The sequence below is a fragment of the Streptomyces sp. Root1304 genome (assembly GCF_001426405.1).
GTDB lineage: Bacteria > Actinomycetota > Actinomycetes > Streptomycetales > Streptomycetaceae > Streptomyces.
Window position 1 is genome coordinate 94,445 of the sequence record NZ_LMEP01000007.1, and the last position, 12,209, is coordinate 106,653.

Annotated in this window: 10 protein-coding genes and 1 pseudogene; 5 read left to right on the forward strand and 6 right to left on the reverse strand. The window is 70.3% G+C overall.

The genetic code is table 11. The features are described from left to right. Positions 1 to 64 precede the first annotated feature (64 nt). Both ASD33_RS11520 and ASD33_RS11525 read left to right on the forward strand, forming a co-directional pair. On the forward strand, positions 65 to 679 hold the full coding sequence (locus tag ASD33_RS11520; RefSeq protein ID WP_056557553.1) for a hypothetical protein: 615 nt from the start codon (positions 65 to 67) through the stop codon (positions 677 to 679). Positions 680 to 784: 105 nt separating this feature from the next. Next, entirely contained in the window at positions 785 to 1,414 is a 630-nt protein-coding gene (locus tag ASD33_RS11525) for a uracil-DNA glycosylase (RefSeq protein WP_056557618.1), read from the forward strand. Positions 1,415 to 1,429: 15 nt separating this feature from the next. Here the strand turns inward: ASD33_RS11525 and ASD33_RS11530 are convergent, their stop codons facing one another. Then, entirely contained in the window at positions 1,430 to 2,044 is a 615-nt protein-coding gene (locus tag ASD33_RS11530) for a hypothetical protein (protein WP_056557555.1), read from the reverse strand. A 47-nt stretch (positions 2,045 to 2,091) separates the two neighbouring features. Further along, on the reverse strand, positions 2,092 to 3,327 hold the full coding sequence (locus ASD33_RS11535) for an AAA family ATPase (RefSeq protein ID WP_056557557.1): 1,236 nt from the start codon (positions 3,325 to 3,327) through the stop codon (positions 2,092 to 2,094). Between the two features lie 256 nt (positions 3,328 to 3,583). On the opposite strand from ASD33_RS11535, the gene ASD33_RS11540 reads away from it, so the two are divergent. Then, the gene (locus ASD33_RS11540) at positions 3,584 to 4,192 is read left to right on the forward strand and encodes a hypothetical protein (protein WP_242426909.1); all 609 of its coding nucleotides are present in this window, start codon (positions 3,584 to 3,586) and stop codon (positions 4,190 to 4,192) included. Here the strand turns inward: ASD33_RS11540 and ASD33_RS11545 are convergent. Further along, positions 4,173 to 4,727, reverse strand: a complete 555-nt coding sequence (locus tag ASD33_RS11545) for an ATP-binding protein (protein ID WP_063991931.1) — start codon at positions 4,725 to 4,727, stop codon at positions 4,173 to 4,175. The two genes, ASD33_RS11540 and ASD33_RS11545, sit on opposite strands and share 20 nt — an antisense overlap. A gap of 169 nt (positions 4,728 to 4,896) precedes the next feature. On the opposite strand from ASD33_RS11545, the pseudogene ASD33_RS11550 reads away from it, so the two are divergent. Together ASD33_RS11550 and ASD33_RS11555 are read left to right on the forward strand one after the other, a co-directional pair. Then, a pseudogene (locus ASD33_RS11550) lies at positions 4,897 to 5,765 on the forward strand (helix-turn-helix transcriptional regulator). Continuing rightward, positions 5,762 to 5,947 (forward strand): DUF397 domain-containing protein, encoded by a 186-nt coding sequence (locus ASD33_RS11555; RefSeq protein ID WP_030309559.1) that lies wholly within the window; start codon positions 5,762 to 5,764, stop codon positions 5,945 to 5,947. The pseudogene ASD33_RS11550 and the gene ASD33_RS11555 overlap by 4 nt, the downstream one beginning before the upstream one ends. A gap of 66 nt (positions 5,948 to 6,013) precedes the next feature. Here the strand turns inward: ASD33_RS11555 and ASD33_RS11560 are convergent, their stop codons facing one another. The 3 genes from ASD33_RS11560 to ASD33_RS11570 form a co-directional block, all read right to left on the reverse strand. Beyond that, positions 6,014 to 7,369: an endonuclease domain-containing protein gene (locus ASD33_RS11560; protein WP_056557562.1), complete on the reverse strand. Its 1,356-nt coding sequence runs from the start codon at positions 7,367 to 7,369 to the stop codon at positions 6,014 to 6,016. Positions 7,370 to 7,526: 157 nt separating this feature from the next. Then, a complete protein-coding gene (locus ASD33_RS11565) occupies positions 7,527 to 9,269 on the reverse strand; it encodes a GTPase (protein ID WP_056557563.1) in 1,743 nt (580 codons plus the stop codon). Then, the gene (locus ASD33_RS11570; protein WP_157870026.1) at positions 9,262 to 12,183 is read right to left on the reverse strand and encodes a GTPase; all 2,922 of its coding nucleotides are present in this window, start codon (positions 12,181 to 12,183) and stop codon (positions 9,262 to 9,264) included. Before ASD33_RS11570 ends, ASD33_RS11565 begins: the two co-directional genes overlap by 8 nt. Positions 12,184 to 12,209 lie beyond the last annotated feature (26 nt).

Here is a 12,209-nt window from a genome sequence, read left to right on the forward strand (position 1 = left end):
GGGCGGCATGAGTGACAGTCAGACGGCCGCACGGCCCCACCTCTTGAGGAGAAGCTCAACCGTCATGAGACTTACGGACCAGCTGACCCTGCGGCGGTCAGGCACCCGCGCAACGCGCCACGGAGCCACCTGCTCCGGATCCACGGAGAACGGGACCGCCGTGGAATGGCGTCTCGTCCTGCCCGGTCGCCCTCAACTCACTCTGCACGACACCCGCTGGGACAACGGTGAGCGGGACCTGGTCCTCCACCAGCCGTCGGTGGTTCCCGAGATGCCCGCCCTCCTGGCCAATCTGCACGGCCGCCGCCGCGCAGGCATCGAGGCCGTGCCCGCCGGAAGGGGTCGCCTGCGCCTCATGGCCTGGACCGTCATACCGAGGACCGGCTCGGACCGGGCCGGCTTCAGGAAGTCCCTCACCACGGCGCAACTCGCCGCACAATGCGGGCTGCCGCTCCTGCGGACTCTGACGAGCCGTCCCGGCGTCACGCTGGAACCCGCCTTCGACCAGGAAGACCTCCCCCTGGTCGATCTGGAGCACCCTCAGGATGTGAAGCCTCTCCAGCACGCGCTGTACTTCCCCGTGGACGACGACGAGACGCCGGTCATGGCGTACGTCATCACCCGGGTCATGCCGACGCTCCGCGCGGTGGGCTGGCTGCCGTCCTCACCCGCCTTCTGACGTCTCGGGCCTCGCCCCCACGTGTCAGTGCCACCCGCTAGCGTAGGAGGCCGAGCACCACCCCTGTCGGCGTGCACTCGGGTGGAGACGGCAGGGGAGGACGACATGGCGCGACAGATGGCGGACGAGACGTTCCGTACCGACCAGGAGCGGAACCGGTACGCGGCACACGTCCGCGCGATCAACGAGCTGGTCGACGGCCTGCGGGACCAGGACGGCAGGGGCTGGATGCCGTACGTCGCTCCTTGGCACGGCGGAACCGAGGCGCGCGTGCTGTCCGTGCTGCGCGATCCGGGGCCCAAGACCCAGGACGGCACCGGCTCGGGCTTCCTGTGCACGGAGAATGACGACCCGACCGCCGAGCGTCAGTGCCGGGCCTTCGAACAGGCCGGCATCGGCGCCCGCGACGTCACGCCCTGGAACGCCTACCCCTGGTACATCAACCGGAAGCCCGACGCCTCCGAACAGAAGGCCGGCGCCGACGCCCTCGCGCGCCTCCTTGGACTGATGCCGGACCTCCGCGTCGTCCTGCTCCAGGGCGGCGACGCGCAGGCCACCTGGCGGCGGCTGGAGAAGGCGCACCCGGCCCTCGCCGGCCAGGAGCGCTTCCAGGTGGTGCGTACGTACCACCCGGGCCGGCAGGCACTGTGGTCGCCCGACCCCGAGGTCCGCGCGGCGCGCGAACAGCACCGCGAGGACGCGCTCCGCCAAGTGGCCGACATACTCCGGGCCTGACCACTCCCCTGGTGCTCAGGACCAGCTGTCGAGGTCCCGGACGAAATCGTTGTACGAGTCGTTCCTGCCTTCCGGGGCGGCGATCAGGCCGTGCGCGAGGGCCTCGCGGGCGACGAGGGGACCGTCACTCTCTCGGAAGAGCGGCACGCCAAGCCGTCGCCTGAGCTCTTCCTTGGGCTCCTTGACCCGCCCCGAGTCCCTTCCCCGTAATTGCTCGGGGACCCTCCACCTCGGGCGCACATGGGGGAAGGCGTCAGGGAACAGGAGGAGCCAGCCTTCGGACTCCCACGCGGCAAGCGCCAGTGCGGCAGGGAACCCGCCGCACTGGCGGCCGAGTTCACCCGCGACCGCTGCTCGGACTCTGCCGTAGTCCAGGTCGGTGAAGCCGTCCAGGTCTTCGTGGACCACGAACCCCACGAGTTGCGCCCTCTGCTGAACCGCCTTGGCACGCGCCTTGCCGACGAGCGCTTTCACCGCCGCGGACAGGTCAGGACCGATCTTTCTCCGCAGCCTCACAGAGTCGTTGATGCGGACCAGCTTGGCCGTCGCACCGAGGTCGGGCCGGTGCGCGCGTATCAGCGCCGCCATGATCTCGCAGTCGTTCTGGTCCTCACCGGCGAGAACGATCACTCGGCCTTGCGTACTGGTGCGCCGGCCCACGCTCCGACCACTGGCGCTCACAGTTCACCTCCGGTGAGGTCGCCGCCGAGCACACCCGAGAACCACAGCTCGCCGAGCGGCTGATCCCCCGATTCCTCGACGATCTCCTCCACCTCCCTTACCGTCAGCGCGGGAATGATCGAGGCACCTTCCTCATCCCGGTCACAGACGACGAACTCGTCGGGACGGAGCCGGTTCACGAGCGCGGGTGAGTGGGTGGCGACGATGAACTGGGTACGCTCGGAAGCTTCCCGCAGCCGCTGCACGACGAGTTCCAGTGCCTGTGGGTGCAGCCCGTGGTCGATCTCCTCGATGCAGGTGAAGGCCGGTGGATGAGGGTCGTAGAGAAGGGCAAGGAGTCCGAGCAGACGGACCGTGCCATAGGAGGCGTCGGCCAGAGGGGTCAGGCGGCGCAGGCCATGTTCACGCAGGACGACCGTCAGCTGGTCGGTCGAACCGCCGACCTCCTCGAACTCGATGTTCTCCAGTTGCGGAAGAACCTGGCGGGCGTCCTCGACGAGGCTCTCCCAGATCTCGTCCCGGCCGCTGAGGTGGATCAGGAACGCGGCAAGGTTCTCGGCGTGCGGTGACAGCGTGGCGAGGTCGGCGACGCGCAATCGGGTGGGCATGCGGGCCGCGGCCACATCGACGTCGAAGACCCGGAAGGAGGACAGGCGGTCCGCGACACGGGTCACTTCGTCGCCGCCGTCCGCCGGACCGAGTCTGGGCAGTGTGGACAAGCCACTGCTCAGCCGCCGAATGCCGAAGCTGCCGCTGTCCTGTTCCTTGCCGGCGCGCCTGTCGAGTACACGCGCTTCTTCACCGGAGATGGTGATGCGTCGCCCCCGCCCCTGCTTCCGCTTGAACTGAAAGCTCTCTTCGCGGGACAGGGTGTAGGCGGCCCGGCTGCTGTCCCGGTTCGACGGCAGAGAGCGGCGCCGGATCGTGAGGCTGTACTCGTCGGGCGCATTGAGAGTGGAATTGCTGGTCCAGGTGGCCTTCAGCTGGACACGCATGAACGTCGGAGGTTTCGCACCGCCCCAGAAGGCGACCTCGTCGAACCCTCCTCTGGTGTCGAGCGCGGGCTGGAGATCCGTACGAATGATGTCGGCCAGGAAGTCGAAGACCTTCAGCACATTCGACTTGCCCACGCCGTTCGGTCCCACCAGCACGGTCAGTGGACCGAGTGGGACGGTCACGTCACGCAGGCTTCGGAAGTTCTCGACGTGCAGTTCGAGGAGACGGCTGGGCATGAAAGGAACCTATCGGGTGGGCGACCAGAGTGAAGGCCGATCGCGCAACAACTGGCCCCACTGTCGCGCCGCGTCTCTGGTCGCCGCCATGCTGTCGCCTCGACGTGGCGACGCTGTGGCGTGAGCAACTACGGAATCAGTACAGGGAGGAGACTAGCCCGACCGGCTGACATCATGGGCCCGGCGCTATATCGAGCACCTTGCTGTCTCTTCGTATTCGGCTCCGATTGTCAGACCGGAACTCCACCATTGGGACATGCCCACTCTCAGCGCCGCCCAGTTGCTCGCCGCCCGTGTTCGGGCCGTCCTCGGCGACGGCCCTTTCGCTCTGCCCGGCGGCTGGACGCACATGGGTGCCGTCATCTGCGATGTCAGTTTCCAGGCACGCCGGAAGTACCAGTCGACCGTCCGGCCGCGACTTCTCCGACTTCAGTCCGCATGGCCGGAAGCCGTCACGGTGCGCGGCTTTCAAGCACGCCTGGCCACGGAAGACCTTGCCGTCGCCATGGACTTCAACAGCCCCGGCAGGGTCGCTACAGCGCACGCCCTCACCGATCTGCTGGCCGCCAGAGGTGTCGACACCCGAGACGATCTCCATGAGTGGCTCGACCGCCAGGAGAACCGTGCGGCCCTTCGCATGGTGAAGGGCGTGGGGCCGAAGAGTGTCGACTACATCGGCAACCTCGTCGGCCGGTCTCAGGTCGCGGTGGACGTGCACCTGAGGTCGTTCGCAGCGGCGGCAGGTGTCCCATACCTCACATACGAGGAACTGCGAACCGCGTACGAGGTGGCCGCCACCCTCCTCGGGCACGAACCGGGGGCACTGGAGCACGCGGTCTGGCGGTTCAAGGCACAGGCGGGCTGACGGTCGTACGGCGATGCCGCTGCTCAGCGCTGCCGGGATTCCTCGCCGGCCCCCTGCCCGGCGAGGAGTCGGACGCGGGGGCCTGAACTCGCGCGAACGGGTCCTCGACCTCGGCCCACACCGTCTTGCCGCTCGGCGGGTACGACTCCACACCCCAGCGGTCGGCGAGGGCGGCGACCAGGAGGAGCCCTCGGCCCGACGCGGTGTCGGAGGGGATGCCTCCGGGGCCTGGGGATGGAGTGGGAAGCCGTTCGCCGCGCGGGTCGGTGACCTCGATGCGGACACCGCCGGACGCCGCCGCGCAGGTGAGGGCGACCCGGAAGTCACGGCCCTGGACACGGCCGTGCAGGACGGCGTTGGCCGCGAGTTCGGCGGTGATCTGTACCGCCCGTTCGGCCACGCTGGGTGACACCTCCCAGGCCGTCAGCCGCTCGGCGACGAGCAGGCGGGCGAGGCGGGCACCGCGACGGGTCGAGGACAGCTGCTGGGCGAACGTCCGTACGATGGAGTGCTGATGGGGCGTGGTCGCGTACATGAGGCCAGCGTGGCGGGGGCGCGGGAGCACGCGCCAGGAGCGAGACCCGTACGCTGCGTCAGCGTACGGGCACATGCGGTAGACGGTACGGGGGCGTGCGCGTCACGCTGAGTGCTGTCGATCGCCGGGACGGCGGTCGAGGTACGGGTGCGTCGGGAGGTGGCCGCGGGTGGCTGAGGACGTCGAGATCGTGACGGCCGGGGCGGACGAGACGGACGAGCAGGGCCGGGAGCCCGATCCGTCGGACAGCCTGCGGACCTTCGGGGCCGTCGTCCAGGCCCTGCGGGAGCACTCGGGGCTCAGCAGGGCCGAGTTCGCGGAGATCGTCCGGTTCTCCAAGCACACGGTGGAATCGGTGGAGTTGGGGCGGCGGATGCCGGACGAGGCGTTCGTCGAGCGAGGGGAAGGGGCCCTGGGGAACACGGGGGCGCTGCGGAGGTCCGCCCCGTTCCTCACTCGCGCCGAGGCGGGTCTCGCGGTGTGGTTCCGGCGGTGGGCACGCCTTGAGAAGGTGGCGGTCAGCCTGTACACGTACGAGTGTCGGCTCGTGCCGAGGCTGCTGCAGTCGGAGGCGTACGCGCGGGCGGTGTTCGAGGGCACCATCCCGTTGCTGACCGATCGAAAGCTGGACGTACAGCTCGCCGCGCGGCAGAAACGCCAGAGGATGTTGCGGGAGCGGCCGACTGCGCCGTTCAGTTTCATCGTGGAAGAGCACGTCTTCCGGCGCCGGTTCGGCGACACGGAGGAGATGCGGGAGCTTCTGGATCACGTGTTGGAGGCGAGCGCGCCGCGCAACGTGACGTTGCAGGTCATCCCCCTGGACGCGGGTTTGCACGCGTGCCTGGACGGGCCTGTGCGGCTTCTCGAGACCCCGGATGGCGGCGGCTCGGGTACTCCGAGGGGCAGCAGAACGGGCGGCTGATCTCCGACCCGAAAGAGGTGAGTCTGCTCCACCAGCGCTATGACACACTGCGCTCACAGGCCCTCAACCCCAAGGAGTCGCGGGGCCTGTTGGAGCGTCTGCGAGGAGAGCTATGAGTACGACCGGACTCGCCTGGTTCAAGTCCAGCTACAGCGGCAGCCAGGGCGACGACTGCGTCGAGGTCGCCGTCACCCCGCGGGCCGTCCATATCCGGGACTCCAAGGACGTGGAGCGCCGGCCGTTCGCGGTCGGCCGTGAGGGCTGGACGCGGTTCGTGCGGTACGCGGCGGAGGACTGAGCGGCACGCCCGCCCGGTGTTACGCGGGAGCCGCCCGTCGCCGTACGCGGCGGGCGGCTCTTCGGCTCAGAACAGTCCCAGGCCCTCGCCGCCGGGGTCCACGACGGCCGGCCGGGGCTGGGCGGGGAGGCCGTCCAGGCGGTCGGGGCCGGACGCGGCGGCCACGGCGGGGGCCGTCTCGGCGAGCCAGCCACGGAACCGCTCGGCGGCCTCACGGTAGGGGACCCGCGCCAGGACACGGTGCTCGCCGGCGGGGCAGAAATCGACCGTGACCGTGAACAGGCAGGACCGGGGCGCATTCTGACTACCCGCCCAGGACACGCGCAGGGTGCCGCAGGGCTCGCGCCCGCGCGGGGCCCGGTGGGTCGGGCGCAGTGACTGGCAGGCTATGAAAGCGGTCCACGCGGCGAGGTGCGGCAGCGGCAGGGTGGTGCGCGCGCGGCAGCCGGTGCAGCGGTGCCAGTGGCGAAGCCAGTCGTCGGCGTCGGTGTGGAAGAGGCGGGTGTAGCGGTTCGCGACGCGGACGTCGTTGGCGTACAGATGGTCGGGGCGTTCCCGCGTGTTGCAGGACTGGCAGACGGGGGCGCGGACGTAGCCGTGCTCGTGGCAGTGGTCGAGCACTGCGGCGGGCGCGCCGCCGCAGACGGCGCACACCCACCCGGCCACCTTCTGGGAGATGCCGGGCTTTCTGCTGAGCACCGAGTACAGCTGGCCTTCGAGCTCCCTGCCATACGGGCGCGATGAGGCGGCGGGGCTCTCGGCGCTCGTCGCGCGCCGCCCGTCGGCGTCCCCGGCCCGCCGAGGGCGGGAGGGCGACTCGGCCACGGCCGTGCCCGTCTCACGGGTCCGCGCGGCTCGCAGCCACCGCGTCTCGGCGTGCTCGGCCGCGTCGAGCAGCCTCACCATCCCGCGCGGCAGCCGCCACGTCCGCCGGGTCCCGTCGCGGGTGTGCTGCACGAGTAGCCGTCGCCAGTCGATCCCCGCCAGATGACACGGCCGGCCGGCCTCGTGCCGTGTCCCGCGCCCGGAGCCGCCCGGCTCCCCCAGTTCCCCCGCGACGCGCCACCGCCAGCGCAGCGTCGTCTCCTCGTCGCGCTCCGGCTCAGGCTCCGGCTCCGGCGCTCCGCGGAACGGGCCGACGCGGACCAGGTCCCGCCGGTCCATGACCACCGCGTTCAGTTCCGCGGCCGCCCGGCGCACCTCGCGCTCCGCGACGCCCCACCGACCGCCGCCCACCCTGGCCGTCGCGACCACGCGGCTCCCGAGCAGGACGTACCCCGTCCGGGCACGGGCGGGCGAGCGGGTGAACGCCCCGGAAGCCGTCGGCACGGCGCCGCCGGCCGTCAGCCCGACCCACAGCGCGTCCGCAACCTCCAGGGTGATCAGGCCGTCCGCGCGGCCGGGCACGACACGCTCCGTCATACCGACAGGCTAACGGCGCCGACACTCCGACGGGCCCGAGCGCCCCCGGCCGGGACACCTGGTCGCGGTCGGCGAGGGTTCGCATCGGAACCTGAGCGCCTGTCCCGGCGGCCGTGGTCACGGGGCGCGTTCACCGCCGGGACCACGGTCCGTCAGGTCAGCGGGTCGGCCCGACCAGCTTCTCGGCCTCGTCGCGGAGGCCCTTGATCGCCGTCAGGGCCGCTTCACGCTCGGCTTTGATGTCCGAGCCCCGCTTCGTGAGACCGCTGAGCGACCGTTCCACCTCGGTGATCCACTCGCTCAGGTACCGCTCACCGGCATCGGTGAGAGCGGTCCGCAGTTCGCGCGCTTCCTCGTCGAAGTGATCCTTGATCTGCTTCCGCCGTTTGTTGAGCGCCATCCACTTGCTCTGGTCCTGCGCGACGCTCGTCAGGTCCATCAACGGCCCCGTGACTGCCAGCACCCACTGCACCTTGCGGGCCGTACCGGCTACCTTGCCGGCCGCCTTGGTCTTGCCCCACGGTTTGAACTTCTCGACGCCGTTGGTGACTTTCCCTCCGGCGTCAAGGATCTTCCGGCCCACCCGGTTCTTGCTGAGCTTTTCCACGACGGCGGAGGCCGCGCTTCCCGGCCCGTTACCGCCGTCCGCGATCTTCCCGATCCACTCGCCCGCCTTCTCGGTACCCACCTTCGCGGCCTTCTTCGCCGCTTCCTTGACCCCCTGCGTCAACGGTGGCGTGCCATCCGGGGACCCGTCGAACGTCGTCTCGCGTGCTTCGAGGTCGTTCACCCAGGATTCAGGCTCGGGCACACCGGTTCCGTACTCGGCGACCAGCGCGTCGAACGCCGTCCTCACCGACGAAGAGAAACTCGCGTCGAACTCATTGCTCGCACGCTCCAGTTCCTCCTGGACGGCACGAGTGACGCGGTCGGGGAAGACGCCGTCCTTCTCCGAGACGCCGGCAGCGGCCCTGTCTCCGGCCGTCGTGATCCTGGAAGCGACGACTTCACTCCCTCTCACCAGGGCGCTCAGCACACGCTCCTTCGCCCGGGAGATCGACTCCTCGACCTTCTTCGCGCTCTCCGCGGCGTCGAGTTCCTCTCCGTCCAGCACCCACTGCCGCTCGGCGTCCGCCAGCACTCGAAGGAGTTCGAAGGCCTGAGCCTCGGGCCGGACACCGCTGACACCGGGCGCGGTCATTCTCCGCAACTCGGCCGCCAGAGCGTCGATACCGCTCTCCGCGACAAGCCACTGTCGCTGATCGGGCGGGAGAGTGGGGTCATGGAGCGCGTCGATGTAGTCGCGTGCGTCGGTGGGGACGATCGGGACGCGGTCGGCGAAAGGCCCGAGGCGCCCGCGGATCTCGTCGAGGACGACATCGCGATCGCTGTTCTCGGCGTTCATCTTGTTGACGACGACCACACTCCGGTCAGCGAACCCGTCAGCGTCGAGAGCCCGCAGAATCGTCCTGGTCTCTGCTTCGCCCGGCAGTTCGCTCGTTGTCACGATCATCAGCGCGTCCGCACCGCGAACGCCGCCCCGCGCCGCATCGGCGTGCCCGTCGACACCCGACAGCGTCCCGGGCAGGTCGACCAGCGTCGCTCCGTTCCACTCGTACCACGTCGCCTCGTGCGTCTTGGGCGCCGCGTCGACGAGATCGACGATGTCGGCCGACGGGAGCCGGAGCAGTGCCGCGACGAGCGTGGACTTCCCCGCGCTGTACGGGCCCAGCAGTGCGATCCGCAGCGGGCTCGTGTCCGCACGAGGCAGGCTCGTGGTCAGGGCGCGAGTGCGAGGGTGAGCGCCCAGGACCTCTTCGGCACGTGCGGCCAGCGCGAGTACGAGAGCGCTTCGGCCCCCGTCGATCGTGGGCGCGTCGACCGGACCACCGTCAGCCATCTGTGTTCCCTTCGGTTCCTTCGAGGGTGCCGAGCCATCCGAGATCCGCGCGGATCTCGATCCGTTCGGTGAGGACGTCCACGAACTGGTCCCGCAGACACGACCGCACGCCCGCGACGCGGGACGCGTCGGCCCAGACACGAAGTTCGACTCCCGGTGTCCGACGTGCCCGACGGATCGCCGCCGGGTCCCCTCCCGCGAGAGCCAGGAGCCGGCGCGCCAGGACGAGGTCGATCGCGTCGAGGGCGGACCGCACGGCCGTCCGCAGCCCGCAGAGTCGCTCGAACCGCTCCCGCGTGACCATGATGTCCGCGGACCGCACCTCGAACCGGGCATCGATCTGAGCCGTCGCGTCATCGGTGATACGAGCCGACCATGCCACAAGTCCGTCGAACAGGTCATCGAGGCAGGCCTCAGCCTCGGTCGTGGTCGTGCTGGTCCACCCGTCCTTCGCCCGCCGCGCGCGGGCAACCTCACCGCTCACCGCTTTCGCCGCTCCGGCCAGGCCCTCCACCGCGTAGACCAACGTCGCCGCGGGAGGAGGGACCGCGAGCTTCTTAGGGATCCCCTTGGCGGCGACGGAGCTCAGAAGGGCCGTCGCCGCCCCCTTGACGGCCGCCGCGCCCAGGCTCGCGGCCTGCTCCTTCAGATCAGGACGCGGTCGTACACGCGGCTGCGCGTCGTCCTGATGGTCCGTGGCGCTCGCCCGCACGCGCAGAAGCATCCCCCGTTTCCGCGCCTCCTGCTCGAACGTGTCCCCGAGACCGGAGAGAAGTCCCTCCAGGTCCAAACCGGTGACGAAGTCGCTCCACCGCTGCGCGTCAGCCACGCCGCCCAGGTCCCGAACCACCTCCGACACCCGCTCCTTGGCGCGGTGGCGCTCGGCTTCGAGTAGGTCACGCGTGTCCCGGCCCGCTGTCCGGAAGGCTTCCAGCGACTCTGCCCGGTCACGCGGCGTCGAGCATGCGAGTTCGGCAAGCGCGAGATCGATCCCGGGGAGTTCCTCGATCAGCCGGTCGTGGAACGCCGCGAGCGGCGCCCGCACGTCCTCGGCCAGGCGAACCGCACGAAGCGGAATCGCACGCTCGGCCAGGAGCCGGGTGAGGGACTGCTCCAGCTCGGGCAACCTGCTCGCCCGAAGGGCCCTGTCCCCCAGCTCGCGGTCCGCTGTGGACAACGCTTCGTGCGCGGCACCGGAGTGGACCGGGAGGACGACGGGCGACGTGACGCCGACCGCTGCGGAGACCTGCTCGATCCGAACCGTGTGACCCGTCGCCGACGCGAACTCTCTCTCCGGATCCTTGGCGAAGCGTTCAAGACGGTGCGGTTCGTCGACCTTTCCCTTCACATTGACGACAGCGAGCAGAGGTTTGCCCGTGAGGAGGAGTCGCTGGAGCTCGGCGGACTCCTCCTCACGTAGCGTGTCGGCGTAGTTCCATATCACCGCGTCGGCGCTGTCGCACGCGGCCCGAGCACGCGTGGCGTCGAGGTCGTCGTCCTTCGCGGCGACGCCGGGCGTGTCAAGGTACGTCACAGAGCCGACGTGGAACGCGGAGGTCTCCCGCGTGGTGCGGTGCGCCCCTCGCCCGATCCCGGTCCGGTCCGCCTCACGGGTCAGCGCTTTGCGCAGCGTGGTCTTCCCGGACTTGGTCCTTCCGGCGATGGCCACGCGCAGCCTGCCTCTCGCCGTGGGCATGACCCGTACGGCATCGCGCAGTTCGCGTTCGAGCGCTCCGATGCGGCGGATGACCCCGACGAGGTCCTCGCTCTCGATCGCGTGCGCGGAGTACGGCGCTCGCGAAGGACGGGCCTCGGCCTCCTCCCGGAGAGCGGTCTGGATGTCGCGGTAGGCCGACCGGCTCGTGTCCACCGCCCCGGCCGCGAGTTCGCCGACCAGGGCCCCGAGGGCCTCGCGGAGATTCGGTTCGGTTCGCCACAGGTCCATGGCCGCCGCCACGCGGTCGAACGACTCGACGTTCTTCGTGTACCAGGACTCGAACGCCCGCAGTTCGTTGATGCCGGTCCGGGAGGCGACCGCCAGCAGCCCCGCCGTGAGCCGTGCGGCCGAGCTCGCGGCGGGCGCGGCCGGAGACACGGCCGTGTTCACGGGCGCCGTCGCGAGCCCGTGCTCGATCACCGCCCGCACGCTGTCGTCCGCGAGCATGTCCACCGTACTTCCGGACACGGCACCGGTGTCACGGGCCTCGATCGCCCAGAGCAGGGCGGCGCGCCGCTCCGATCTGAACCCGAACCGCGCGTCCGGTGCGAGCCAGCTCCACCACTGCGGCCGCTCGGACAGGACCGCCTCGTACGACTCCTCCGCTGCGACGAAGTCCCGCGCCTTCTCCAGCAGCGGCACCAGATCCCCGTTCCGTAGATCCCGGGCCGCCGCGGCACTGTGCCTGAGCACGAGCTCGCGCGCCTCCGCCGCCTTCCGGCCTCCTCGTCGACGGCTCAGGTCGGCCATCGCGGGTTCGATGTCGATCTCACGGATCGAGCGCCAGATCTCCTCCGGCCATTCCCGGTCCGCACGACGGCACGGCTCCAGGACTTCGGGCAGCAGCCGTTCCGCGGCCGCCACCGCCGCGGCGTCCGCCCGAAGCGCTTCCACCGGCACGCCCTCCAGCGCCTGGAGATGAGTCCGCAACCCTTCCAGCCGCTTCAGTTCCCGGAGAGATCTGCCCCCGTCCGGCGCCGGAGCCCGGCCCCCAGCCATTGTCATGCGGGCCAGCTCGTGCTCCTCGACGCACGCCGCCACCGCGTCGGACACCCACGGAAGCGTGCTCCCGGACGGCGGCAGGCCGGCACACCCGCGCGCCTGGGCGACCGCGTCCACCTCCTTGGCGAATCGCTGGAGTGCGGCCGGTCCGACCATGGCATCCACCCCCAACGGCTCGAGCAGCAGCGCCAGCATCTCGGCTCTGAGGCTCGTCCTGTCGT